The organism is Candidatus Limnocylindrales bacterium (assembly GCA_035559535.1).
Classification (GTDB): Bacteria; Moduliflexota; Moduliflexia; order Moduliflexales; family JAUQPW01; genus JAUQPW01.
In genome coordinates, this window is record DATMBG010000058.1 from 206,908 (window position 1) to 233,082 (window position 26,175).

The window sequence follows — 26,175 nt, forward strand, 5'->3', positions numbered from 1 at the left end:
GATCCCTCCCTGTTCCAGGGAAGGTTGAAGGGGAAAGGTTCTTCCTTTGCAACAGTAAAGGAAGAACTCGGGAAAGGACCTGCTTCTCAGTACTCCTTAAAAACCTATCCTTGTAAAAATTCAGGGAGTCAGGTAAAAGCCTGTCCCAACAAGAGGAAGTACCTGACACTTATGGCCGGCAAGGAGGACAAAAAATCAAAGATCCCGGTGCTGGAACAAACCTCGGCCGGGGGAATTGCTTTCCGCTATGGCACTTCCGGACCCGAGATCGTGATCATCTCAGTAGGACCTCAGGAACGCTGGCAACTTCCCAAAGGTCTTGTTGATCCTGGCGAATCTCCAGAGATAACGGCTATGCGTGAGGTACGAGAGGAAACCGGAATTGAAACTGAGTTAATCTCTCCTATTGATACCATCGAATACTGGTATATGGGGAGCCAGGATAATCGGCCTGTACGATTCCATAAGTTCGTACACTTCTTCTTACTACGTTATAAAGCCGGTAATGTAAATGAACATGATCGAGAAGTAAACGAGGCGCGATGGGTTTCCCTGGAGGAGGCAAAAACCTTGCTGACTTTTAAGAGTGAGCGGGAAATCGTAGAGAAAGCTGAAGCCATGATCAAGGCGTTGAACCCAGATAGTAAAATTTCTTCTTGAAGTGAATCAAAACTAACTTTACAGGGTGTTATCATAGCTTTTGCCCTCACCCCCCGGCCCCCCTCTCCCCCTTCCTCACCCTTCCCATAGACGGGGAGGGAAGGGGTGGGGGGCGGAGAGGGGAGCGAGAAGATCTCCGGGTCAACTTCCCAAATACCCCCCTCTCCCGAAGCTTTGGGAGAAGGGAGTTTGGGGAGCTGGCCTGGAGATTGGCCGGTACCCCTCGCCCACGCTGTGGGAGCGGGGGAGGGGGTCAGGGGCATACCCGCCAGGTTAAGGTACCCCCGCCCCGTCCCTCCCCCGTTTCACAGGGGAAGGAACTTCACTTCAAAGTTCCTTCCCCTGTGAAACGGGGGAAAGTGAGTAGGTCAAACGTCTCGTTTGACATTAAGGAGACCCTCCTCAGGGATTTCACTCTTAACCTGGTGCCTATGGGGGTTAGGGGTGAGAGGAGAGAGCCCCGTGGAATTAGCTTTACAAGGTATTCTTATCTCAAAACTTTGGAGAACTTATTTATGAAGATGAATCCACCACAAAATCCAGGAGATCCACAGGGTAAAGAAGTTATAACCCTGGGAGGAGGCTGCTTTTGGTGTATTGAAGCAATCTTTGACGAACTGAAAGGAGTGGAAAAAGTGGAGTCGGGTTACTCAGGGGGCTGGGTGGTCAATCCGACCTATCGTCAGGTTTGTACAGGGACCACCGGTCATGCTGAGGTTGTACAGATTACCTTCGATCCTAAAATTATTTCCTTGAGAGAGCTTCTGGAGATTTTCTTTACCGTACACGACCCCACCACTCCCAATCGTCAAGGACCGGATATCGGTCCACAATACCGCTCGGTGATTTTCTATCATAATGAAGCCCAAAAGGCTATCGCTGAACAGGTTATTAAGGATCTTGAAGCTGCAAAGTTATGGAGTGCACCCATTGTAACGGAGATTTCACCTTTTAAGGCGTTTTACAAGGCAGAGGATTATCATCAAGAGTACTTTAAACTGAATAGTGAGCAACCTTACTGTCGCTATGTGATTGCACCAAAGGTTACGAAATTTCGGGAACATTACCGGGATAAGCTGAAAACAGCATAGTCCGGCATCCCATGAGACGGTTAAACAACCCCTGCCGGGACTCTAAATAAACTGCTTACTTTTGTTGATATAGGCTTCTTGCTTAAAACTAGATGAGGAGGTTTGCCTGTGTTTCAATTAAATACTGGAAAGACCTTGCCAGAGGAGCCTACCTGGAAATGGTCTGACGAGAAGATATTTGAAGTGGTCAATAAGGTTCGTGCCGGGCGGGATTTAACTCCTAAACGTTGGCCTCACAAAGCTCGCGTAGCTGTGGGGTTGTCCTTTGATGTAGATAATGAAACCCTCTCTCTGAGAGATGGGCAGATATCACCTGCCTTAATGGCTCAGGGTGAGTATGGTTCGAGGGCTGGTTTACCGAGGATACTTCGATTACTGGATCAATTCCAGATTCCGGCCACGTTCTTTACACCGGCCGTGACCGCAAAACTTCATCCCCGATCGATCCAGGATATTTTAAGCAGTGGACGGCATGAAATAGGGATCCATGGTTGGATCCACGAGCGTAACAGTCAACTGGATGAAGTAGAAGAGTACGAACTGATGCGACGTAGCCTGGAAACACTTACAGAAATAACAGGTAAAAAACCTGTGGGACTGCGCACCCCATCCTGGGATTTCAGTCTGTCAACTTTGAAATTTATCTGTGAATTCGAGTTGCTTTATGATAGTAGTCTCATGGCTGATGATCGTCCCTATGAAATACTTTTGGAAGGTAGGCCTACAGGCGTCGTCGAATTGCCCGTTGAGTGGATCCTGGATGATTATCCCTATTTTGGCATGGATAGAAACCTGGCTATTCGTCCCTATACCCCCCCTGAGGATGTTTTTAATATCTGGCGGACCGAATTTGATAAGGCCTATGAAGAAGGTACAATATTTATTCTCACAATGCATCCCCATATCATAGGTCATCGATCCCGCATCATTCTACTTGAGCGGTTGATCCGTTATATCTGGTCGCGTCAGCAAGTGTGGTTTGCTACCCATGAGGAAATTGCACAATTTGTACGACCAGCGAAGGAAATTGCCTAGAGGAAGAATGGAGGAGATATGAACGAATTTTCGCTAGAAAGTAAATATTTGCAAGAAGAGGGGAGAATCATTCTATCCGGAGTTCAGGCTCTGGTGCGTTTACCGTTGGATCAGCATCGTGCAGACAAAAGGGCTGGATTGCGCACGGCAACTCTGATCTCAGGTTATCGAGGTTCACCACTTGGGGGCTTAGATACCCTGCTTCAGCGGAATCGAAAGCTCTTAAACGAACACGATGTAGTCTTTATACCCGGGGTAAATGAGGATCTGGGTGCAACGGCCATATTTGGTAGCCAACTGGCGAACCTCTTGCCCAATCCCAGGTATGATGGGGTATTGGGTATGTGGTATGGTAAAGCCCCGGGGGTGGATCGTTCTGGAGATGCCTTCAAACATGCCAATTTTGCCGGAGTCGGTCGTTATGGAGGTGTGTTGGCCCTGGCCGGAGATGATCCCATTTGCAAATCCTCAACCCTTCCTTCTCACTCGGAAGTTGCTTTGTATGACGCACAGATGCCCATTCTGTATCCGGGTAATGTTCAAGAAATCATCGAAATGGGCCGGTATGGATTTGAACTCTCCCGTTACAGCGGGGCCTGGGTTGGTTTCAAAGTGGTTACAAATATAGCCGATGCGTTCAGCACTGCCGAAGTTTATCCCATTGAGAACATCGTCCGACCGGAGTTCATCTTCAATGGCCGACCCTGGCAACATACTCAAAATCCTGCCCTCCTGGCTCCCTACTCTTTGCAACTTGAGCGTGAAATTTACGAAGGGCGTCTCGAAGCCGCCAGGCTCTTTGCTGCCGCCAATAAACTTAACCGTATAACTATTTCCGGTGCCCGGGATTGGATCGGGATCGTATCTGCGGGGAAAGTTTATTACGATGTACGGGAAGCCCTCTACCAACTTGGATTGAATGATGAGCAATTACGCCGATATGGGATTAGATTACTCAAAATTGGGCTACTCTATCCCTTAGAACCGGAAATCATTAAAACCTTTGCCCGAGGTCTGGAAGAGATTTTTGTCATTGAAGAGAAACGTGCTTTTATCGAATTATTTATCCGGGATGTGTTATATAATCAATCAGAACGGCCCCTGGTTGTTGGTAAACGCGACGAGCAGGGTCGTTTTCTCGTACGGGGAGATAGTGAACTCGATGCAGATCAGATTACAGAACTGTTGGTCAGACAGTTGACAAAAAAAGTACCACCGGCGTTATTTGAGAAGCGGCTTGCAGCCTTGTCCCATCACTCCCTTGCCTTATCAGTTCAGGATCAGCCCTTGCTCCCGCGTACTCCCTATTTCTGTTCCGGTTGTCCCCATAATCGCTCCACCGTTATCCCCGAAGGCTCCATCGCGGGCGGAGGTATTGGCTGTCATAGTATGTCCTTGTTAATGGACCGTCGTACCTGGGGTATTACCCACATGGGAGGTGAAGGGGTCCAGTGGGTTGGTGCAGCCCCGTTTTCTAATACGCCTCATCTGTTTCAGCATCTAGGGGATGGTACACTATTCCATTCGGGCTATCTGGCAATTCGGCAAGCAGTAGCCGCCGGAACCAACATTACTTACAAAATTCTTTATAATTCGGCTGTTGCCATGACCGGAGGTCAGGCCGTGGATGGGGCAATGCCGGTACCCGAATTAACCCGGGCCCTGGAGGCTGAAGGAGTACGAAAGATTATCGTCTGTGCCTATGATCCAAATAAATATCCCCCAGATGCAAAATGGGCTTCGAATGTGGAGATATGGCATCGAGATCGTCTGGACGAAGCCCAGCGCGTGTTACGCAAGGAGAAAGGGGTAACTGCTTTGATTTATGATCAACCTTGTGCAGCAGAATTACGCCGTAAGCGTAAACGGGGATTGGTTGAAGATCCCCCCCTGCATGTCTTCATCAATGAAGCCGTCTGTGAAGGGTGCGGCGACTGTGGAGTGAAGTCAAACTGTCTCAGTGTACTCCCGGTGGAAACTGAATTGGGACGTAAAACCCAAATTCATCAATCGTCCTGTAATAAAGATTATACCTGTCTCCAGGGAGACTGTCCTGCCTTCCTCACCGTAATTCCTGAGCAAAATGATAAAGTGGAGAAACGGCTGGAGATTAACGTGGAGGACTGCGACCTACCAGAACCCCACCGTTTGTTACCCAAAGAAGCCAATATTTATATGACAGGTATCGGTGGTACAGGCGTCGTCACGGTCAATGAAATTTTAGCAACGGCAGCCTTCCTGGAAGGTAAATATGTCTATAGCCTTGATCAAACAGGACTGAGCCAGAAAGGCGGTCCGGTCCTTTCCCATCTGAAAATCCTGGACCAGCCCCGTGAGATTTCCAATAAGATTGGATGGGGTACAGCCGATGTTTATATTGTGTTTGATATCTTGGGAGGTGTGACCGATGAAAATTTACGCCATACCCATAAAGAGAAAACCATAGCTGTGGTATCCAGTAGCCAAATAGCAACTGGAGCCATGATAAGATCAACGGCTGTCCGTTTTCCTGAAGAAGACTCTTTAAGGCAACGTATCGAAACCCATACCCAGGCCCAAAAGAATGTATATCTCGATGCAGTGGCCTTGGCTGAAAATCTGTTCGGTAATCATCTGCTTGCCAACATGATTACCATTGGTGCGGCTTATCAGGCTGGATTACTTCCACTGACTGCCCAGGCCATTGAACGGGCCATTACGCTCAATGGAGTAGCGGTAGAAGCGAACCGGCAGGCTTTCCGAGTCGGGCGAATGGTTGTAATTAACCCCCATTGGAAACCTGTACAAACCTTAAACCGTATGGGTTCTCAACCCCTAAAATCAGAAATTACACCGGAAGCGCAGGCCCTCATTGATTCTGTCGAGGCACAGGGTGAATTACGTCGTCTACTCGAAATTCGCGTCCCCGAACTGATAGCCTACCAAAACCTGTCTTATGCTCGAGAATATGTGGAGTTTGTTAAACGGGTGAAAAAAGCCGAAGCCCGTATAACCCAGGATACCCGCTTGAGTGAAAGTGTGGCCCGATACCTGTTTAAATTGATGGCTTATAAGGATGAGTATGAAGTAGCCCGTTTGCAGATACGTCCCGAATTTCAATCGATGTTGGCCCGACAGTTTGGCAAAAATGCCAAAATCACCTATCACCTCCATCCCCCCTTCCTTCGGGCCCTGGGCCTTAAAAGGAAAATCGGTTTGGGTAAATGGTTTAATATCGGCTATTGGTTATTGACAAAGCTCAAAGGCCTACGGGGTACTCCCTTGGATATTTTCGGTTATACTCACCTACGCAAGGTAGAGCGAGAATTAATTACAGAGTACCGTGCCCTTATCGAACAGGAATTGATCGGGTTATCGATAGATACCTATGAAAGGGCTGTGACCCTGGCTAACCTGCCGGATATGATTCGTGGTTATGAGGAAATCAAACTGGCTAACGTAGCCAGATTCCGTGCAGAGGTGCAGAGGGTACGGAGTCAATATTCCAAACAGATACCGGTGTAAGGATTCACTCTCTTTCTGATACTTGCCAGAAACTGCCTTTTATCCGTTTCTACATTGGAACATCACCTAAACGGTAAGGGCAGCTCTTGTTGCTCTTACCGTTTATGCAGGATTTCAAGGTAGGAAATGACAGGGGATTTTACTTTAACCTTCCAGATAGTGGAATTTGTCTTTATCCATTGAAGCATTCAAAGTATTATCCCTTGAGAGCACCTCCCGTAAGTCCCTTGACCAGTTGTTTTTCGATCAACATAAACAAAATAACAATGGGGATCAAAGCCAGCAGAGAGGCGGCCATTAAATATTGCCACTGTACCGTCCATCGTCCAATGAAATTATAGAGGCCAATGGTTAGGGGTCTCTTCTCCAGGGAAGTAATAAATGTTAGGGCGAACATGAACTCATTCCAGGAAGCAATAAACGTGTAAATAACCGTGGTGACAACCCCGGGCATGGCAATAGGTAGCATAATTTTCGTAATGGTCTTCCAGCGGGTACATCCATCTATTAAGGCTGCTTCCTCCAGCTCTAGGGGAATCGTACTGAAATAGCCGTTGAGCATCCAGATGGAAAACGCCAGGGTAAATACGGCGTTGACCAGGATCAAAGAAAGACGTGTATCCAATAATCCCAAGCCGGCAATGACTTTAAACAGAGAGATAATGACAATAATGGGAGAAAACATCTGAACTACCAAAAACAGGTAAAGTAAAAATCGCCGCCCGAAGAAACGAAGACGGGATATTGCATACGCAGCTGGGACCGATAGGACGGTATTTAAAAGGGTTGAACCAGAAGCAATAAGAAAACTATTGAGGAAATAATGAAGCAGGGGATATTTATCCCAAATCTCTTTAAAATTTTGCAGCCGTATATGTCGGGGGATCCAATAGGGGGGGGAAGTGTAGACTTCATCGACACTCTTAAGGGCCGTCGAGACCATAACAAAAAAAGGGAAGAGCAAGATAAGTAAAATCCCAGTGACAAAAACATACAACAAAACTCTACGTAGCCCTTTACCCTTCATAGGGAAGATTTTCTAGTCCTCTTTAAAATAAAAATAGGCATAAATTAAGCTAACGGTTAGAAGAATTCCAAAAGTTATCACGGCCATAGCGGCTGCAGTACCGAATTTCAGGAATTCGAAGGCATGTTTATAAATATACGTGATAAGAATATCCGTAGAACCGGCAGGTCCTCCTTTGGTCAGGATATAGATAACGTTAAAATCGTTAAAAGTCCAGAGAACTGATAACAGGGTTGCAATCAACATGATCCGCTTGAGTAAGGGAAGGGTAATATAATAGAATTTTTGCCAGGGATTCACCCCATCAACCTCGGCGGATTCGTAAAGTTCTTGGGGAATGGCCTGGAGACCGGCCAAGTGAACCAGAACCATAAAAGGAATTCCGATCCAGATATCTACGTAGAGATTGGCAAAGAAAGCCGAACGTGGATAAGCCAGCCAGATGGGGGGATCCCCCCAGAGACCGGTAGCCCGCAGGGTATAGTTCAGAAGCCCGAAATCATTATTATAAATCCATTGCCAGAGCATGGCACTGATGGGAACAGAAGATGCCCAGGGTATGATAACCAAAGTCCGGGCCCATTTTCTCCCTTTAAAATCAATATTCAGTAATAGGGCAATTCCCAATCCTGCCAGAGTTTTAGCCGCTACTGCTAAAGCCGTCCAGATAACCGATCTAAGGGTTACCTGCCAGAATTCTGCCGTTCTAAACAGGGTCTCAAAATTGCCAGTTCCTATATACTCAACCAGATTACCCGAACGATTAGTTCTGAAAAAAGCCATGGCAAAGACATAAGCAATAGGGTAGAACATGAACGCGATCAGGAAAGCCGTAGCAGGAAACAGGAAAAAATAGGCAAGTTTAGACTCTGTCCTCCAGAAGGAGGTTTTTTTAAAAAAAGTTTTCTTTTTGAAAGGACGCCTTCTTCTAATACCTTATACCTTTTTTATTCAAATTTAACTTGTTCCCAGGCTTCTACCTTAGGTCTGTATCCGCTCAGCAGGTAGACTCCCTTTCAGGGGTAGTTTTTCCCGCCTAATTCCCTTCCCACGTTGGGAAGGGGGAACTCGAGGATAGCCCGGGTCCCCTCTCTCCCTTCACCCCATAGGCATCAAGCTAAGGATTAGACCTGGGGTCTAGTACCCCTAACCCTCCATACGGGTCAGGTTAAGCTGAAAAGCCCCGTTAGGGACGACCAGTTGGTAGCCCCCGACACAAGTCGGGGAATTCAGAAATTCAGAATTTTTTCTCCGTAGCAACATCTTGTTAAACAGGTTCCCCTCCTGGGGCTAACCTTCTTAGCTTGGTGCCTTATGGGGTTAAGGGGGTGTTCAGACAGAGAAAAGTGACACCTACTAACTTGTTACAGTTATCTTCTGTCCTCATGGGATTGACTTAAGGAATCAGTTCCGTAAATCGGCAATTACCACAGCAGGTAGAGCGCAGGAATAAGATATTACAAAAGGTTATCCAGTGCGTTATTATCTTTTCTTCTGGGCCCGAAGACTATCTATCTTTGCTGCAGCTTCATCAAGAGCTTCCTTGGGTTGCTTTTGGCCTAGAAAAGTTGCCTCAATGGCCTCCCAGATAATGTCATTGCATTCCGGCCACTCGGGTATAAGAGGCCAGCCCTTGGCAGTGGGAGTTGACTGGATCATGGTTTTATAAACCGGGGTCTGGAAATATTCATTGTTTGCCAGGGATTTTGTAACCGGAGGAAAGCCGACGAGTTTATCAAATTCCAATCGCCATTTATCCTGATAGAAAAATTCCAGGAATTTAGCCGCTGCCGCTTTATTTTTTGAAGACTTGAACATCACAATGGAATCGGTAACCAGGAGGGTACTCTGAGGTTTTCCTTTGAAATGAGGCATAGGAGCCACATCCCATTTAAAATCAACGTTCTTTTGCTTTAAAAGAGCCGCCGTAAAGCCTCCACTCAACATGATGCCTAATTTACCCGAAAGAAAGAGATTTTGGACTTCATCCCGTTTATAGGCATTGACGCCGGGCTGGGTAACTTTGTATTTATTGACCAGATCGTTCATGAAAGTCAATGCCCCAACTCCCGCTTCATTGTTTACAATACACTTTCCATAGGTTCCATCGGGATTTATTTCAAAGAAGTAGCCGCCATTCCCAAAAAGATAATAGGCGAATTCTGTCAGTTCTACATACTTCTGGCCTATCATGCCGATGGCATATAAATCGGGAGGGTGATGGATTTTCTGGGCAATCTCCAATATTTCTTCAAAGGTTTCTGGAGCCTTAGGGATTAGGTCTGAGCGGTAGTACATGATACGGGTACCGATGGCGACCGGAAGAGCATAAAGAACGTTACCAATTTTGGCTTCCATGGCCGCAGGCTCAATATTATTGATCAACTCCTTGCTGAGATGTTGCTCGATAGGCTCAACCACTCCCATGTCCATCAGCTCCAAAAGCCATCGCGTTCCAATAACCGAAAGATCCGGAGCTTGATTTCCGGCCACAAAGGTAATCAATCGATCATGAAATTCATTCCAGGGAGTCGAGATAATTTTGAGATCAATATCCGGGTTCGCTTCTTCAAAGGCTTTTTCCAAATTTTGAGCATACTCGGGAGTAAGTCCATCATATTCTGCCCACATGATGCTGACCGTTTCTTTCGCCTCTGTACCGGAGATAAAGAATAAAATTGCTGCGGATACCAGGGCCAGGATAAAATAAATCTCTTTCTTCATAGCCAACTACCTCCTTTAAGTTAAGCAGGATTGAATCCATGCGGGGGAATTTTGTTGTTACTTTCCGACTACGGTCATATTCGATTTAGCCTGATTTGTCAAGTTGGAATTAATCCCTACTCCAGAATACCCTTCGCCGAATCTTTATCTCCGTGGGTAATTTCATAAAACTCGTAGACCAGAATACCGGAATTGGTTACCTTTAATCCGACATAACCCCGGGTTACCATTTCCTGAAGGATTTTTTCGGCCTCTTCCAACGTCAGAGAAGTTCCGGCAGCAACCTCCGTAACGGTGAGTCTTCCTTTTTTACGCTGGGCTAGGCGAATAATTTCCCCTTCTTTCTCTTCTTTTAAAGCCCTTTCTTGAGCCTCTCGAGCCCGCTTCTGATTCTGATAATTACTCCTCAGCAGGGCAATCCCGACAATTATGGGAAGAACTCCAAAAAAAATCACGGCGATTAAATCACCCTTTGTTAGACCTTTTTCCTCAAGGTTAATAAAAAATCCAATAAGCATGAGTCCCCCCATAACAAAGCAGAGAACACTGGCAATCATTTTTATCATCATAACTTGCTCTCCCTTGACAGGTTAACTCTTCTTTTTATTGTCGACTCTCGTGAAAAATCGATCCAAATCTACCAGGTAGCGCTCGTGTTCCCCTTCGGCTATTTTTTCTTTTTCATCAAAGGCTTCCACGTGGAAAACCAGTCTCCGTCCATCGACTTCTTTTAACTCAGCTTCTGCACGAACTTTCATTCCCAGGGGGGTTGGGGCTAAATGTTTGATATTTACAATGGTCCCTACAGTTCCAGACCCTGGGGGAAGATGAGGTTCAATGGCTTTACCGCAAGCATACTCCAGAAGCCCCACTAATGCAGGAGTTCCATAAAGGTGAAAACCCTTATTTCCGAAATAATCCGCACTATCTGTTTCTCCAACCACTTTCTCAACAGAACCCTTCAAACCTTTTTCAATGGCCATAGACTCTCCTTTTCTGTAAGATGAAATTTTAACGTTTTTTTTACCCATTTATTTTTATGCTAATAAAATTTCATGTGGCGTCAAGTAAAATTGAGGGTGTCTGTATCCGTTTGGCAGATCAAAGAACGGGAGGTGTTTGGCCTTACGTATTAGATGGCTACAGATACAAATTGGTGGCCTGGCATTGACACAGCTTGCCCGGGAGGTTATAATCCCAGAAGGAGGTTTGCAAATTGCGTGATTCGACTTCAGGAGGTTACAAAGATTTATAATCGTGGCTCTCAACAGGTGGTGGCCCTTCAGCAGGTAACGCTCGAAATGGGTAAGGGGGAGTTTGTAGCTTTCATGGGTCCAAGCGGATGTGGGAAAAGTACCCTTCTGAATCTGGTAGGTGGGTTGGATGTACCCACGTCGGGTGAAGTTTTCATTGATAATCTATCTCTGGGAAAACTGTCCGATCGTCAGTTGTCTCTCCTACGCCGGGAAAAGATCGGGATTGTTTTTCAGTTTTTTAACCTGCTTCCCACCTTAAATGTCCAGGAAAACACCGAACTCCCCCTTTTGCTCCAGGGAGTTTCTCCAAAAGAAGCCAGTCGGAGGGCAGAAGTTCTGCTTAGCCGGGTCGGTTTATCCCATCGTATGACCCATGCCATCCATGAACTCTCCGGGGGTGAAATGCAGCGGGTAGCCATTGCCAGGGCTTTAATTCATAATCCTGAGATTATTTTGGCCGACGAACCGACCGGGAATTTAGATTCCAAAACCGGCTCAGATATCCTTAAATTGTTAAAGTCCTTTTCCGAGGAGTCGGAGTATACGGTGCTTCTTGCAACCCATAGTTTAGAAGCTACGCGATATGCGGACCGGGTTATTAACTTGAGGGATGGGAGGGTTCTAAATTCTCCTTCGTTATCCAGCTTCGAGCCTTTTTGAAGTCATAGGAAGGATTTCTCTTATAACTTGAGGGATTAAAAGGTCTTCCAATAGATTAAGGATACCCCCTCAGATTTGGGTATAATTCCTTGACAAGGAGATAGTTTTTCTCTTACTTAAAGAGAATTGGACTCTCATCAAGTACCCGGTGACGTGAAGCGTCTCCAGGTCGAACGAATAAATATCCTCAAACCTGGAGTCGTGACTTTGCACCTACCAAAAGGAGGGATTCATGGAGTTAAGAGATAAAGTGGCGATTGTAACAGGAGCCAGTCAAGGCATTGGGCGGGCCATTTCCATTGCCCTGGCAAAGGAAGGCGCCTCGGTAGTTTTGGCTTCCCGCAATGAAGCCAAATTGGAAGAAACAGCTCAGATCATTAAATCTAACGGAGGAACCAGCTTGAAAATCCGAACCGATGTGTCCAAGGAAGCAGAGGTTAAGAACATGGTCCAGAAAACTCTGGAAACCTTCGGAACCATTGATATTCTGGTTAATAACTCCGGGATAGCTGGGCCGACCGCCAGATGTGAAGATGTGACTTTAGAAGAGTGGGAAGAAACCATGGCAGTCAATCTTCGTGGCCCCTTCCTTTGTTGTAAATATGTCATCCCCACTCTGAAAGCCAAGAAAAGCGGACGGATCATCCATATCGGCTCTATTAGTAGCAAGCGCCCGCTTCAAAATCGTACCCCTTATACCACTTCCAAAATGGGTTTGATCGGATTTAATCGAACCCTGGCAGTAGAACTCGGCCCGTTTAACATTACCGTCAATCTGATTTGTCCCGGGGCTACGGCGGGGGAGCGTTTAGATAATGTGATGACAACCATGGGAAAAGCCCTGGGAAAGTCCTATGAAGAAATGGCCGCCACTTTTAAAGCTTTATCTCCTTTAAATCGGTTTGTGAATGCAGAAGATATTGCCAGTATGGTTGTCTATCTGGCCTCCGATAAAGCAAAAAATATAACCGGCCAGGATATTAACGTATGTGCCGGGATCATTATGTATTGAAAAGACCTGGGACAATGGGCGGCGGATGACTGGTCATTCCCTGCCGCCCACTTCCCACAGCTCACCATCTCCCCGTGTTGATTTCTGCTATTTTGCTCGCAGCCGGTGAATCCCGAAGAATGGGAGAGTTAAAGCAACTTCTTCCTTTTAGGGAAAAGACCGTGATCGAACAGAGTATTGACAATCTCCTAAACTCTCAAGTGGATAAAATTTTGGTCGTCTTGGGTTATGAATGGAAGCGAATTTTGGAAAAAATTCAGCATTTACCCGTGACCATTGTCGTGAATGAAAATTACCGCCGGGGGATGCTCTCTTCCATCCAGTGTGGCCTTCAGGTTTTATCGGAGTCGAACCAGGCTATCCTGGTCATGCTGGGGGATCAACCCCATATTCCTTCCTCTGTGATTGACCAACTCATCGAAGCTTATCGGCAGGGAACCCACGGAATTATTATCCCCAAATACGAAGGGAGGCGGGGCCATCCTGTTCTCCTGGATGGGAAATATCGGGAGGAAATTTTAAAGACCGATCCTGCTAATCCTCTTGGACTTAACCACATAGTTCGATCTCATCCCGAAGATATACTGGAAATTTCTGTAACGGTTCCGGCTATTATCCAGGATATGGATACCCCCGAGGATTATATCAGGATAAAAGATGAGAGATGAAAGTGTGTGGGAGTGTGGGGATATGGGAGTGTGGGAGTATGGGAGTTTATTTTTTATACGCTATACTCCCATACCCCCACACTCCCATACCTTCCTACTTCCCCTTTTTCATGGTCCTTTGTTCCAGAACTTTTCTTCATCATAAAAAAAGGTAATCCATTCGGGAGGGAGTTCTTCAACGTAAAAATCCGGAGTAATCCGAGAGTGGGTTTTTTTATATAAAACCGCGGTTTTTAATTGAATTCCAGGATATTCCTTCTGAAGATATTCCATACCATAGATTAAAGTTTCTCCGCCATCTACCAGATCATCGACCAAAATTCCCTGTCCCTGGATTTTATCCAGGCTGGCCAAATGTTTGCTAAAAATCGGTTTTTGGAGAATGGGAGCCTGACCTTTGGATTCGTCGGGGTACCGCTTGCTGATCATCAAAGCGATGGGGGCTTTTAAAGCTTTAGAGATAAAAAAACTGGGCGGCAGACCTCCACGGGCAATTCCTATGACGAAATCAAAGGATTCTCCACTTTCCACGATCATCTTACAAAGCCGAAAGATATCATCATGATATTTTTTGAAGTCTACGAAGATCATTTTTTAATGGATGGTGGTTGATGGGCCTTGTCCGATCCTTTTACTCCCCCCTATCCCCCCGTCCTCTCTTTTAAGGGCAGGGTTTGTAATTTAACCCTTTCGACTTCCCTTCCCCGGTAGGGAAGGGGAAAGTTGAGACATAGGCAATCTTCCTACCTCTTGCAAAGGTTCATAGCTTTCAAATGGGAGTCTGAAGCTTTCAATCCTTATCCTGGCATGTATACCCCGATTCTCTCTTCTTACCTCGGGAAGGGGTCAGGTCAAAAACTTACCCCGGAACGCATTATACTCTGCCTGCCGTCCTTAAATTTCGTGTGGGAGGCTTTCTCTCCGTCCGGCATCGGTTATGAGGATAAAGGTTATGTTTTCTTGCAGTTCTGGAATGGTTTTTGCCCCGCAATAACTCATCCCGGAACGCAGGCCTCCTTCTAATTGGAAAAGAATATCCACCACACTCCCTTGATAGGGAATTTCTGTTTCGACCCCTTCGGGAACGATACTGATTAAATTTTCAGTTCGTAAAGAACCTTCTCGAATTGATCTATCGGAAGCGGCGGTCAGGGAAGCCATTCCGCGATAAAGCTTGTAGCGACGGCCTTTTCGGATAATACTTTGACCCGGACTTTCATCGGTTCCCGCAAACAATCTCCCGATCATAACCGAACTGGCCCCGGCGGCTAAAGCCTTTACAATATCTCCCGAATCCTTAATTCCCCCATCGGCAATGATGGGAACATTCCGTTCTCGAGCGACTTCAGCACACTCCCAAATAGCAGAGAGTTGGGGGACTCCTGCTCCGGCCACCTGCCGGGTATCACAGGCAGCTCCAGGCCCAACTCCTACTTTCACAGCATCGGCTCCTGCCTCAATAAGGTCTCGTGTCCCTTCCTTTGTAGCTACATTGCCTGCAATGATATCCACTTTATCTTGAACCGTTTTTTTGAGGGTTTGAACCGCTTCGATGCACAAATCGAGATGTCCATGGGCAATGTCGATAACCAAAACATCCACTCCGGCCTCGACCAGAGCCTGGGCCCTTTCTTTATAATCTCCCGTGGCCCCAACGGCTGCTCCCGCTAATAACCTTCCCTGTTTATCCTTCATAGCCGAGGGATACTGACTCGTTTTGAGAATATCCTTGGCTGTGATAAGCCCTTTCAAGAAACCCTCGGAATCTACCAGGGGCAGTTTTTCAACCTTGTGTTTTCGAAAGATCTCCTTGGCCTCTTGAAGGGTAATGTTAGGAGATGCGGTAATCAGCTTCTCCTTCGGGGTCATGAGTTCTGAAATGGGCTCCTCCAGATTTTCCTCAAATCGAATATCCCGGAAAGTCAGAATACCCACCAGTTTCCCTTGCTTATCCACAACCATAACACTGGTAATTCCATACTCTTTCATGACCGCTTTGGCTTCCTTCAAGGTATGGTGCTGCTCCAGGGCACAAGGATTGTTGACGATGAAACTCTCTGCCCTCTTGACCCGCCGAACCTGCTCAGCCTCCTCTTCAATACTCATAAAACGATGGATGATCCCCATGGCCCCCAACCGGGCCATGGTAATCGCCATGGTCGCTTCGGTTACCGTATCCATGTTCGCTGCTACAATGGGGATGTTTAATTTGATGTGACGAGAAAGATAGCTGGATACATTGACATCCTTTCGGGAAATGATGGAAGATCTCTTGGGTTCTATTAAAACATCATCAAAGGTATATCCCTTTTTTAGTTTTATTCTCGGATTCATACTAAAAACTCCTTTAAGTATTACCTACAAGGTAATTCCTTAACTTTACCTTGCCTACCCGGAAGGTTCATGGGAAGTTAAATCTTGCCGGTCGTTGAGAGATATGGGATCCAGCGACACTTTACGGTTATAGAGTATTTTTTTGAATCCCAGTATGAAATTCCCGAAAAAGGTGAAAATGCCAAAAGGAATTAAACTTAGGAGTAGGGCATACCACAATGGGCTGAGGATAAAGTCATGTACATAATATACCTTCGGGTGTAATGCTACAGACTGTATGTAGACTCTTCGCTTCATCTCATATTCTCTAGGCCACTTTTTATCAAAGAATAAGTAGTCATAAGCTTTCCTTAAAGGAATCTCGGGTTTTGGAACAAGATAAGAAGTTTTCAGATAACCCTTTAGAAGAGAAACCATCAGGAAAAGCATACAGAGCATTACAAACATTCGCCTGGATTGAGTTACCCGAAGGTAAAGGAAATAAATACCTACAGGAACAATAATCAGAATTATTAAGGGCAGAAAAATAGGGCCGAAATATCCAAAGTCGGGAGGTGTTTCCTTTATAGGCATAAAATATCTCCTTTCCTTTATTTACCCCTAGATGGGGTACCCCGTCAATGGCTTTTTATGGATGATCACTCTCTCCCCGGAAAATCCTTCAAACCTTCTGCTACAGAAGCATAATCGACCTTATTCGAAGCGGGATCAATGATGGTTTTAAAACTTCCCCTGTAAATAATTCTTTGATCGGGTAGGGTGAGCAATCGGAACCTGGTTTCTAATTTTAACTCAGAGGGAGTCGAAGAGATAAGGGAACTTTTTAAAACCAAAAGACTGTCGGCTCCCTGATTACCGGCCGTGGTCAAAGCCAGGCTTTCAGTCGGGGGATGAGAAGGGGGAGGCCACAGAAGGGTCCGATACCCTTTCTCTTCCATGAGAAATTGAGAGATCCTCTCTTCCAGACTAAAATTTATAAATCTCAAAATTTCTTTGGGATAACCTTTGTGCCGCTCTAAACTTCCATAGATGCCAATGGTTCGTAACCTATATTTACTGATATCCGATCTTAAAGGAGTTGCTGTACAGCCGACTAAAAGTACAAGAAACATCATGAAGATCTTTCTTCGCCACATTTTGTTCTCCTATTTCTCTTGACATCCCTACCAAACTGAGATACCTAAAGTAGAATAACTCATAGGTTCGTTTTAAACAACCCTTTCTGAACGGTTTAAACCTATGCGACAGATGGTTCCCGAAGTCAAAGAAAACCCGGAGAATTCATCCATAAAAACCTATCCCGGTGCCTTAACTTTCCTGAAGAAGCACGTTTTCTCTTCCAAAGGATTAAGGGATAAGTTTTCTACGAAGTTAAAAAAAAATAGTTTACCTCTGGCTTTTCTCTCCCCAGCCGTTATTTTTGTTCTCCTGATCACCTTTCTTCCGATCCTGCACGCGATAAGTATAAGTTTCTATGAAACGTCTTACCTTCAAAAAACGGAGTTTATAGGTTTTCATCACTATTGGAATTACCTTCAGGAACCCGCAGGTCGTCAAAATATTCTGAACTCCCTGATTTATGTGTTTGGTTCTCTGATATTGGCCGTGCCTTTTGGAGTTCTACTGGCCACGCTTCTCCACCGTAATCTGCGATTTAGAACCCTTTTCCGGACTCTCATCGTTCTCCCCTGGGTTGTAGCCCAACTTATCAGTGCACTTCTCTGGAGTTGGTTGATTAACCCAAACTATGGGCCTGTTAATTACTTTATTCAACTTTGGTTTGGTTTTCCCGTGGATTTTCTCAGCCAACCCCTAACGGCCATGCCTACCCTGATCCTCGTTAATGTCTGGCGGTCTTTTCCTTATCCCATGTTATTAACTCTGGCCGCACTCCAAACCATTCCAGAGGAACTCCTGGAAGCTGCAAAGGTAGACGGGGCCTCGGCCTGGACCCGATTCTGGCGAATTACCCTCCCCCTCATCCAGAATACGCTTTTAATTGCAATTATTATGCTGAGCCTGTACTACTTCAATATGGTTACCCTTCCCCTGGTTTTAACCGGTGGAGGACCCCTGGGGGCCACGGAGGTTATCTCCCTTCGAGTATATCGAGAGGCTTTTAATTTTTATCATATCGGCTACGGCTCCGCCATAGCTATTTATATTTTATTATTCAATATACTTTTTAGTCTTCTATATATAAAGATTTTGAGGACTGAAGCTGTGGGTTAAAGAAAGTACTGAGTACTGGGTGGTGAGTTTTAACTCACCATTCAGTCGTGTATAGGGATGTCTCGGCGACCCGGTAAATTTTCAAAATATCTTGAATCGATGGTTGTTTATGGGATTCTTATAGGTACCTCTCTGTTTGCTATTTTTCCCATTGTGTGGGCCATTTTAACTTCTCTTAAACAAGAAGCTACTATTTTTCTCTATCCTCCTCAGTGGCTGCCCCATCCGATAACCCTTGAAAATTACCTCCACATCCTTTATAACTCCAATATGCCCCGCTACTTCTTGAACAGCCTGTGGGTAGTTTTCATGACCATTCTCTTGAGTCTGACCCTCTCTTCCCATGGGGGATACGCGGCTGCACGTTTTTCCTTTAAGGGAAAAAATACCCTGTTGTTTATTATTCTCCTGACAGTTATGATTCCGGGCATTGTGGTCTTAATTCCTCTTTATATGCTGGCCACTCAGGTAGGATTGCTGGATACTTACTGGGTTTTGATTCTGGTTTATACGGCCTGGCAAATTCCGGCGGTTTTATGGCTGATGCGAGGGTTCTTTGAAACTATTCCCAGGGAATTGGAAGAAGCTGCCCTCATAGATGGATGTTCCAGGCCCGGAGCATTTTATCGAATCATCTGGCCTCTAACCCGACCCGGATTGGCCGCAGCAGCAGTTATTGTCTTTGTAAATGTCTGGAATGAGTTTATTCTGGCTGCTACTTTAACAACCTCTGATGATAAACGTCTGATTCCTGTAGGACTTTATTACTACATCGGAGCCTATGGCATTGAATGGGGTAAATTAATGGCAGCCGTCTGTATAGCTTTGCTTCCCATTATCCTTTTGTTTATATTCCTCCAGCGCAGTTTCATTAAAGGACTATCATCGGGATCTGTAAAGGGTTAGTTGTCCGTTGTTTGTTAGAAGTTGCGTGGAGTTGACAGATTCAAAGGGAGGATAGAAATCAACAAGCAAAGGACAGCGGACAGGAATATGAAAATAGATCAGGTAGAAGTAATTCCCATTCGGATACCCAACCGGGTTCCTATGAAGCTTTCCACCATGCTTTTAGAATTTCAAGATAATGTGATTGTCCGGCTAAGGGCGGGGGATTTAACTGGAATTGGTGAGACTGAGCCGATTTACGGGTTTCAGGGATGCGGAGAATCCCAGGTAACCATAGTTCCTTTGATTCGAGAGCGATTTACACCACTCCTTTTAGGACGAAGTCCCTTTGACATCGAACGGATGGTTCGAGACCTGGAGAAGGCTGTTTGGGGTAATCCCTATGCTAAAGCGGCCGTAATCAATGCGCTGTATGATCTCATGGCAAAAGCCTTGGGGCTTCCTCTCTATCAACTCCTGGGTGGCTGCTATCGTGAGAAGATACCGGTGGTATGGACCATTGGGATTAAAGATAAAAAGGAGATGGTAGAAGAGGCCCTCTGGGCTGTGGATCGAGGTTTTAAGTTGTTAAAATTAAAGATAGGGGCTTTAGCGCCCGAGATGGATTTACAAAACATCGCAGCGATTCGAGAGGCTGTAGGACCCGACATCGGGATTCGTGTCGATGCCAACGGTGCCCTCAGTTTTACCCAGGCTTTGAAACTCCTCACCGGGTTAATTCCCTTTAATTTGGAGCTGGTGGAACAGCCTCTGGCTATATGGGATCTGGATGGGATGGCTCGACTTATTGAGCTTTTAGGTATTCCGATTATGCCCGATGAAAGCCTCCACTCCCTTCAATCTGCTCTGGACCTGATTATGAAAAGGGCCGCTTCCATCTTTGGAATGAAACTGGCCAAACACGGGGGGATTTATTATGCTCAGAGAATTGCCGCCCTGGCTCAGGCTGCCAACCTCCCCATTTATCCGGGAAATCAGCCGAGTACCAGTATAGGATCGGCTACCGCTGCCCATTTCTATGCAGCGACATGGAATGCTACTTTAGGAGGAGATTTTCATATAGGTCCTGCCGGGTGGCTTGCCGATGATATCGTCAAAAATCCCCTGGTCGTTCGGGATGGCCATGCCTTTGTCCCCCAGGGGATTGGAATTGGAATGGAACTGGATGAAGAGAAATTAGCTAAATATACCAGGAAGATCTAGTAGTTCTTTGTCTATTGTCCGTTGTTCCTTGTAGTAGGTCAAACGTCTCGTTTGATGCTGAAGGAAGTTATTTATGGAATTGAAGGCCCGCCTTCCACGGCGTTGGAATAAGGGCGAACAGGGACAATTCTAAATGCCGTCCCGCGAACAACGGGCAACAGATACACTCAGATGAAAAGCGAACACCGCTTATTATCGCGTCGTACCTTTCTCCAGAAAGCCGGACAGATAGGGGCTGCTACGGGACTCCTGGCTACCGGTGGATTTCCCACCCTGCGGAGAGCCCGGGCTCAGGATAAAAAATCCGTAACCCTTCGGTACTGGACTTTCTTAAATCCAAAGGATCCGAATCCCCGCTCTCAAGCTCAGAATCAGATCCTTGAGAGTTTCGAAGCAAAATATCCCCATATCAAGGTTTCGGTAGAAATTGTTCCCTGGCAAACCACCGGACTCCAGTTGATTCAGGCGGCCCAGGCTGGTAAAACACCCGATGTAATCAGCATGTTTAACCTTTATCTGGCCCAGCAAGTGGCCGCTAAAACGATTCTTCCTTTAGATGAATATCTTCAAGGATGGAGTCCGGAACAGCAACAAGATTTTATTTATCCCCTGGAGCAGGTTAGCTTCGAGGGACGCAGGATGGCTTTTTTCCGGGATCTGAGGGTTCGACTTCTCTGGTACCGAAAGGATTGGCTGGGAGAAGCCGGATTTGGGACTCCTCGAAGCTGGGAGGAATTGGCCCGGGCAGCTCAAGCCGTTACCACAGGTCGTCGGACCGGCTTTACCATGGCCATGGAGAGATCCAGGGACAAGGGGGTTCAGCTCGGTCAGTTTATGATCAGTAATCTCTGGGCCCAGGGAATTAATATTCTGGATGATCAGGGGAAGGCTAATTTTAATAACGAAGCAGGAGCTCGGATTTTTCAATTCCTTTACGATTTAGTTCATACTTACAAAGCCATGCCCCTCAGTGTCATCTCTGTGGATTCCGATACCAGCTTGCAGATGATCAAATCCGGCGCAACGGCCATGATTACGGAAGGAAGCCATCGGGTTTCCACGGCCCGGGCCGGTCAGGGGGTCGGCATGAACCTGGCTACCACGCCCATTCCTTCCCCTGAGCCGGATAAACCTTGTCCGGCATTGACCACCGGACAGGTCCTCATGATGGGTAAAGATTGTAAGAATCGGGAGGAGGCCTGGTTATTCATCGAACATTCTATCAGTCCAGAACAACAAGCCCTGATCGGTAAAGTAGCTCAGGAGATGCCGACCCGTAAATCCTCCTATCAAGACCCCTGGTTTAAAACCCCTGAAGCCGCAGAAATGCTAGCCTGGGTGGAGTATGTTCAAAAAACTTCTCGACCCTTCATTTTTCCGGAAAAAGTAGAGATTCTTTTTGATACCATAGCCGGAGCCGCCCAGGAAGTCATCACCCGACGTAAACCGATCCCCCAGGCCCTGGAAGAGGCCGCAGCAAGATGGAATAAGGAAAAAGGAGGAGGATCTTAAAAAGATCCCGGTCGGCTGTTTTTAGTCCAGAGGATCTTGATTTTTCCTCATCCCCTTGCTTAGCCTCCCAGACTATCCAACGTTTCTTGTAAACTCTTCCGAATACAAGTAATCGTCGGGGTATCCCGTACGGTGTATCGGCTCCCTTCGGTTTCCCGCAGTTCCATGACCAAATCAAGGAAATCCTCCGGTTTGTCGGTTTCAAAGGCAACTACAAATTCTTGATCGTCGAGGCCGAAAGAGTAAGTGGTATTCAACTTTACAGAGGTATAACGGCTCCCAATCTCAATGTGTTCGTCCATAATTCCCTGTCGGGCCGGTTTGGTCATCAGATACCACTCCCGCTTCTTTACGAAGGGATAGACAAACAAGAATTTGGACTGGGCCGGGATGATTTGTAACCGACTTTCTCCATGCTCCGGGCTAATCTTATCCACATAGATCGAACGTTTGGTCATGGCCAGAAAGGAATAGGGAGTATCTAAATACTTCCCAAGGCCTGTGGATAGCAAACTGGTGCTCATCTCTTGAAAAGACTCCAGGGAATAAGAAATCCGCCATAGCAAAAAGTCGGTTTCAGGTCGAATCCCCACCGTGGTATAACTGTAGGTCATAACCTTCGAAGGGGAGTCCTTCGAAGCAAATTCTTCGACTACGGAGATGAATTCCTTTTTACCGAGCTCTCGTTCCGACTGAGAAAGTCGTCTCCAGATTGGATCCACTTTATAAAAAGCAAAATTAACAAATTGCCGTTTCACTTCAGGCATACTTAAATAACAATGAATAACAATGAACAATGAACAATAAACAATGAACAATTGTTCATGGTTAATTGTTAATTGACTTTGAAAGCTTCTGGAGATATTTTACTTACAGCTTTTACTCCCTTGTTGTACATCAGTTTACAGAACTATAAAGGATATTTCAATCTTTTTTTACTTCTTAAGACTCGGCGGTATCATGATTATTACATCATCTCTGGGTGGAGGTAAGCAAGGAGATCCCTCTCTGTACGTGGATCTGGTGGATAAAAAGATGGGGCTGCTGTTCGATTGTGGATTTAATAATTTTACCGTAGCTCAGATCAAAAAAATTGCTTTTATTTTTGTATCCCATACCCATGTGGATCACTTCATCGGGTTTGATATCATCTTGAGGATGAGTCTGGATGAGCCTAAATCCCTTGTCGTATACGGACCTCCCGGGATCCTTCAGAATGTCCGGGGGAAGTTAAACGGGTATACCTGGAATATCTGCCACGATTTAAAGTTAAAGATCACTGTGGTAGAAATCCGGAATGGGAAGCGAATATCCGCTTCCTATTATAGCCATCGGGGATTTCAAGAAGAAGATATTTCCGAGGGGGAAGCCTCTTCCGTTTTAGTAGAGACCGAAGATTTTAAAGTGGAGTATACTGCCCTGGATCATATGATTCCTTCGTTTGGATATGCCTTTACCGAGAAAGATTCCTATAATGTGAACAAGGAACGCCTGGCCAGTCTAGGCTTTTCACCGGGTCCATGGCTCAAAGAATTAAAAGAGCGGGCCCGAAATCCTCTGAGACTGGATGAGATGATCCGGGTTCAGGGAAAGTGGTACCCGGTCCAGATTCTGAAGGAGCAGCTCTTAGAATTTAAAAAGGGACGAAAAATCGCTTATGTAACGGATACGATTTTTGATGAAATCACTCGAAAGAAGATTACCCAGTTGGTTAGAGAAGCCGATTTGTTTTATTGTGAGTCTTGCTTTTTAGAAAAGGATCGAGACAAAGCCAAAATCTCTCATCACCTTACGGCCCGGGAAGCCGGAATCCTGGCCCGGGAAGCTCAGGTCAAAAAATTGATTCTCTTCCACATATCCCGACGATATCAGGAAATTGAGTCCTCGTTGGAAGAGGCCCGAAAAGAATTTGCAGCTACGGAATAAGAAGCAGGAGGTGGTGAGGAGCAAAAGGAGGTGTTTCGTTGAAAGCCATTGTCATCCATGAGCATGGAGGTCTTGATAAGCTCAAATATGAAGAGGTAGATAAACCCAAAATATCTCCCAAAGAGGTTTTAATTCAGGTAAAGGCTTCTTCTCTGAATCACCTGGATATTTTTGTTCGCAACGGAATTCCTGGGATTAAAATCCCTCTTCCCCATATTCTGGGATCCGATTGCTCCGGCATAGTGGCCGAAGTAGGTTCAGAAGTTCGGCGGGTCAAGGTGGGGGATAGGGTAACTGTTAATCCGGGACGATGGTGCGGGCGTTGTGAGTTTTGTGTTGCAGGAGAACAAAGCCTCTGCCCGTATTTTCAGATCATGGGAGAACATGTGGATGGGGCCTGGGCCGAGTTTGTTAAGGTTCCAGAAGAAAGTGTATACCCCATCCCGGAGGGCTTATCCTTCGAGGAAGCTGCCGCTTTCCCACTGGTGTTTTTAACGGCCTGGCGAATGCTGATTACCCGAGCTGCTTTGAAACCTGGAGAAACGGTGTTAATTATTGGAATTGGGGGTGGGGTAGCGATGGCCGCTATGCAAATCGCCAAATATGCCGGAGCTAAGGTGATCGTAACTTCGGGTAGCCAGGAAAAGTTGCAAAAAGCCCTGAGTCTGGGAGCTGATGTAGGGATCAATCATCGGGAGCAGGATTTTGCAGCCGAAATTGCCAAACTGACCGGGAAAAGGGGTGTGGATGTTGTTGTGGATAGTGTAGGTGCCGATACCTGGCAGAAGTGTATCTTGAGCCTGGCAAAGGGAGGACGGTTGGTAACCTGCGGGGCAACTTCCGGACCCAACCCCAAAGAGGATCTCCTTCGGATTTTCTGGAAACAACTCTCCATACTCGGTTCGACCATGGGAAATCAACGGGAGTTTAATGAACTCTTGCGTGCCTTTGATACCGGTCGACTCAAACCCATCATCGATCAGGTCTATCCCCTTGCAGAAGCTGCAAAAGCGCTCCAAAGGTTGGAAGAGCAGGCTCAGTTTGGAAAGATTGTGTTAACGGTATCATAACACGGCAGGAGACGAAAGCCAGAAGCACTCTCCCATTTTTTATGGAGTTTCTTTGCCCTCACCCCCAACCCCCTCTCCCGAGGCTTTGGGAGAGGGGGGTAAGGGCAAAAGTGCCAGAATAAGAAGGTTAGCCCCAGCGAGGCAACCTGTGGATAGCCCCGTCAGGGGCTTTTTAGCTTATCCTTGCACCTTTGCCCCCGAACCCCTCCCTCTTCTCCCTCCCCGTCCATGGGGAGGGAAGGGGTGGGGGTGAGGGCAGAACAATTATTCAAATTTAACTTTGGCATGTCACACCACAAATGACGAGGTATTTATGGCCCGTAGGACTTAGAATAAGTATTCTAGTTTCTCCGGTCTCCTTATTCTCATCACAATGGTCTTATTTCTCCGAGAAACAGATATTCACCAGCTTTTAACCATGGAAGACACACTGCCTATTGTGGAAGAGGTATTCCGACAACAGGGTCTCGGTACCGCTATCAATCGACCTCGATTTCGAGTTCGCCTCCCTGAGGGGGTTCTTCACATTATGCCGGCAGCTACACCGGTTTTTAAATCCCTGGGGTTTAAAGCTTATACCACCTTTCGGGGAGGAGCCAGGTTTTTATTTTTCCTCTACCACTCCGATACGGGAGAGCTGTTGGCCATCATGGAAGCTAATCGCCTGGGTCAGATGCGAACCGGTGCTGCGACCGGGATTGCCACAAAATATATGGCCCGTCCAGAAGCTCGTACGGTAGGTATATTCGGGGCAGGATGGCAGGCCCAGACACAACTCCTGGCAGTTTGCGCCGTCCGAAAGATTCAAACGGTTAAAGTTTACAGTCGTACTCCTGAGACCCGTCGTACCTTCTCTCAGGAAATGGCTTCCCGGCTTAAAGTCAACGTACAACCGGTAGATTCTCCAGAAGAAGTCGTCCGGGGATCTGATATTATCATCACCATCACATCAGCGCGAGAACCGGTTTTTAAGGGAGAATGGCTGGAGCCGGGCGTTCATCTTAATGTGGCAGGCTCTAATTCGGCCATCCGACGTGAAGTAGATGATGAGACCATCCGGCGAAGCGATTTCATCGTGGTCGATTCTAAGGAAGATGGTATGATAGAATCTGGAGATCTGATTATCCCCATAGAAAAGGGAATTCTCCACTGGGGCCAGGTTCGCGAATTGGGAGACATCGTGGCCGGATATATGCCGGGTCGTCGGACTCCTGAAGAAATCACCCTATTCAAATCCAATGGCCTGGCCATTGAAGATGTTGCCGTTGCAGTCAAGCTCTATGAGCTGGCAAAGGCCAAAGGTGTTGGAATGGAATTGCCTATCTAATCCATTGTCCGTTGTCTATTGTTTCCTC

Annotated in this window: 24 protein-coding genes; 14 read left to right on the forward strand and 10 right to left on the reverse strand. The window is 46.3% G+C overall.

The features are described from left to right. The first annotated feature begins 171 nt into the window (after window positions 1–171). The 4 genes from VNM22_22515 (at window position 172) to VNM22_22530 (ending at window position 6,290) form a co-directional block, all read left to right on the forward strand. Window positions 172–660: an NUDIX hydrolase gene (locus tag VNM22_22515; protein ID HWP49945.1), complete on the forward strand. Its 489-nt coding sequence runs from the start codon at window positions 172–174 to the stop codon at window positions 658–660. A 515-nt stretch (window positions 661–1,175) separates the two neighbouring features. Then, the gene (gene msrA / locus VNM22_22520) at window positions 1,176–1,751 is read left to right on the forward strand and encodes a peptide-methionine (S)-S-oxide reductase MsrA (GenBank protein HWP49946.1); all 576 of its coding nucleotides are present in this window, start codon (window positions 1,176–1,178) and stop codon (window positions 1,749–1,751) included. Window positions 1,752–1,859: 108 nt separating this feature from the next. Then, on the forward strand, window positions 1,860–2,786 hold the full coding sequence (locus tag VNM22_22525) for a polysaccharide deacetylase (protein ID HWP49947.1): 927 nt from the start codon (window positions 1,860–1,862) through the stop codon (window positions 2,784–2,786). An 18-nt stretch (window positions 2,787–2,804) separates the two neighbouring features. After that, entirely contained in the window at window positions 2,805–6,290 is a 3,486-nt protein-coding gene (locus VNM22_22530; GenBank protein ID HWP49948.1) for an indolepyruvate ferredoxin oxidoreductase family protein, read from the forward strand. Window positions 6,291–6,486: 196 nt separating this feature from the next. Here VNM22_22530 and VNM22_22535 read toward each other — a convergent pair whose 3' ends face one another. The 5 genes from VNM22_22535 to VNM22_22555 all read right to left on the reverse strand — a co-directional run bounded on the left by VNM22_22535 (window position 6,487) and on the right by VNM22_22555 (window position 11,024). Beyond that, window positions 6,487–7,317 carry a carbohydrate ABC transporter permease gene (locus VNM22_22535; protein ID HWP49949.1) on the reverse strand — a complete coding sequence of 277 codons (831 nt, stop codon included), beginning with the start codon at window positions 7,315–7,317 and terminating at the stop codon, window positions 6,487–6,489. 12 nt (window positions 7,318–7,329) lie between these two features. Further along, window positions 7,330–8,130, reverse strand: coding sequence for a sugar ABC transporter permease (locus VNM22_22540; GenBank protein HWP49950.1), 801 nt, complete (start codon window positions 8,128–8,130; stop codon window positions 7,330–7,332). Between the two features lie 669 nt (window positions 8,131–8,799). Next, window positions 8,800–10,041 carry a sugar ABC transporter substrate-binding protein gene (locus VNM22_22545; GenBank protein HWP49951.1) on the reverse strand — a complete coding sequence of 414 codons (1,242 nt, stop codon included), beginning with the start codon at window positions 10,039–10,041 and terminating at the stop codon, window positions 8,800–8,802. Between the two features lie 116 nt (window positions 10,042–10,157). After that, window positions 10,158–10,610, reverse strand: a complete 453-nt coding sequence (locus VNM22_22550) for a hypothetical protein (protein HWP49952.1) — start codon at window positions 10,608–10,610, stop codon at window positions 10,158–10,160. A 21-nt stretch (window positions 10,611–10,631) separates the two neighbouring features. Continuing rightward, a complete protein-coding gene (locus tag VNM22_22555) occupies window positions 10,632–11,024 on the reverse strand; it encodes a thioesterase family protein (GenBank protein ID HWP49953.1) in 393 nt (130 codons plus the stop codon). A 237-nt stretch (window positions 11,025–11,261) separates the two neighbouring features. On the opposite strand from VNM22_22555, the gene VNM22_22560 reads away from it, so the two are divergent. From VNM22_22560 to VNM22_22570, 3 genes are all read left to right on the forward strand, one after another. Further along, a complete protein-coding gene (locus tag VNM22_22560) occupies window positions 11,262–11,957 on the forward strand; it encodes an ABC transporter ATP-binding protein (protein ID HWP49954.1) in 696 nt (231 codons plus the stop codon). A 232-nt stretch (window positions 11,958–12,189) separates the two neighbouring features. Beyond that, entirely contained in the window at window positions 12,190–12,969 is a 780-nt protein-coding gene (locus VNM22_22565) for an SDR family NAD(P)-dependent oxidoreductase (protein HWP49955.1), read from the forward strand. 74 nt (window positions 12,970–13,043) lie between these two features. Beyond that, window positions 13,044–13,637, forward strand: a complete 594-nt coding sequence (locus VNM22_22570) for a nucleotidyltransferase family protein (protein ID HWP49956.1) — start codon at window positions 13,044–13,046, stop codon at window positions 13,635–13,637. Window positions 13,638–13,745: 108 nt separating this feature from the next. Here the strand turns inward: VNM22_22570 and VNM22_22575 are convergent, their stop codons facing one another. The 4 genes from VNM22_22575 to VNM22_22590 all read right to left on the reverse strand — a co-directional run bounded on the left by VNM22_22575 (window position 13,746) and on the right by VNM22_22590 (window position 17,107). Beyond that, the gene (locus VNM22_22575; protein ID HWP49957.1) at window positions 13,746–14,228 is read right to left on the reverse strand and encodes a phosphoribosyltransferase family protein; all 483 of its coding nucleotides are present in this window, start codon (window positions 14,226–14,228) and stop codon (window positions 13,746–13,748) included. A 303-nt stretch (window positions 14,229–14,531) separates the two neighbouring features. Next, window positions 14,532–15,971, reverse strand: coding sequence for an IMP dehydrogenase (gene guaB, locus VNM22_22580; protein HWP49958.1), 1,440 nt, complete (start codon window positions 15,969–15,971; stop codon window positions 14,532–14,534). Between the two features lie 54 nt (window positions 15,972–16,025). After that, window positions 16,026–16,544, reverse strand: coding sequence for a hypothetical protein (locus tag VNM22_22585; protein HWP49959.1), 519 nt, complete (start codon window positions 16,542–16,544; stop codon window positions 16,026–16,028). 65 nt (window positions 16,545–16,609) lie between these two features. Next, window positions 16,610–17,107 carry a hypothetical protein gene (locus VNM22_22590; GenBank protein ID HWP49960.1) on the reverse strand — a complete coding sequence of 166 codons (498 nt, stop codon included), beginning with the start codon at window positions 17,105–17,107 and terminating at the stop codon, window positions 16,610–16,612. 103 nt (window positions 17,108–17,210) lie between these two features. On the opposite strand from VNM22_22590, the gene VNM22_22595 reads away from it, so the two are divergent. From VNM22_22595 to VNM22_22610, 4 genes are all read left to right on the forward strand, one after another. Further along, on the forward strand, window positions 17,211–18,203 hold the full coding sequence (locus VNM22_22595; GenBank protein ID HWP49961.1) for a sugar ABC transporter permease: 993 nt from the start codon (window positions 17,211–17,213) through the stop codon (window positions 18,201–18,203). Between the two features lie 57 nt (window positions 18,204–18,260). Further along, on the forward strand, window positions 18,261–19,109 hold the full coding sequence (locus tag VNM22_22600) for a carbohydrate ABC transporter permease (protein HWP49962.1): 849 nt from the start codon (window positions 18,261–18,263) through the stop codon (window positions 19,107–19,109). Window positions 19,110–19,196: 87 nt separating this feature from the next. Continuing rightward, the gene (locus tag VNM22_22605) at window positions 19,197–20,312 is read left to right on the forward strand and encodes an enolase C-terminal domain-like protein (GenBank protein HWP49963.1); all 1,116 of its coding nucleotides are present in this window, start codon (window positions 19,197–19,199) and stop codon (window positions 20,310–20,312) included. A 171-nt stretch (window positions 20,313–20,483) separates the two neighbouring features. Continuing rightward, window positions 20,484–21,824: an extracellular solute-binding protein gene (locus VNM22_22610; protein ID HWP49964.1), complete on the forward strand. Its 1,341-nt coding sequence runs from the start codon at window positions 20,484–20,486 to the stop codon at window positions 21,822–21,824. Between the two features lie 59 nt (window positions 21,825–21,883). Here the strand turns inward: VNM22_22610 and VNM22_22615 are convergent, their stop codons facing one another. Continuing rightward, window positions 21,884–22,591, reverse strand: a complete 708-nt coding sequence (locus tag VNM22_22615; protein HWP49965.1) for a chlorite dismutase family protein — start codon at window positions 22,589–22,591, stop codon at window positions 21,884–21,886. A gap of 193 nt (window positions 22,592–22,784) precedes the next feature. Between VNM22_22615 and VNM22_22620 the strand changes: the two genes are divergently transcribed. The 3 genes from VNM22_22620 to VNM22_22630 all read left to right on the forward strand — a co-directional run bounded on the left by VNM22_22620 (window position 22,785) and on the right by VNM22_22630 (window position 26,147). Beyond that, the gene (locus VNM22_22620; protein ID HWP49966.1) at window positions 22,785–23,750 is read left to right on the forward strand and encodes an MBL fold metallo-hydrolase; all 966 of its coding nucleotides are present in this window, start codon (window positions 22,785–22,787) and stop codon (window positions 23,748–23,750) included. A gap of 38 nt (window positions 23,751–23,788) precedes the next feature. After that, on the forward strand, window positions 23,789–24,820 hold the full coding sequence (locus VNM22_22625; protein ID HWP49967.1) for a zinc-binding dehydrogenase: 1,032 nt from the start codon (window positions 23,789–23,791) through the stop codon (window positions 24,818–24,820). A 373-nt stretch (window positions 24,821–25,193) separates the two neighbouring features. After that, on the forward strand, window positions 25,194–26,147 hold the full coding sequence (locus VNM22_22630; GenBank protein HWP49968.1) for an ornithine cyclodeaminase family protein: 954 nt from the start codon (window positions 25,194–25,196) through the stop codon (window positions 26,145–26,147). Window positions 26,148–26,175 lie beyond the last annotated feature (28 nt).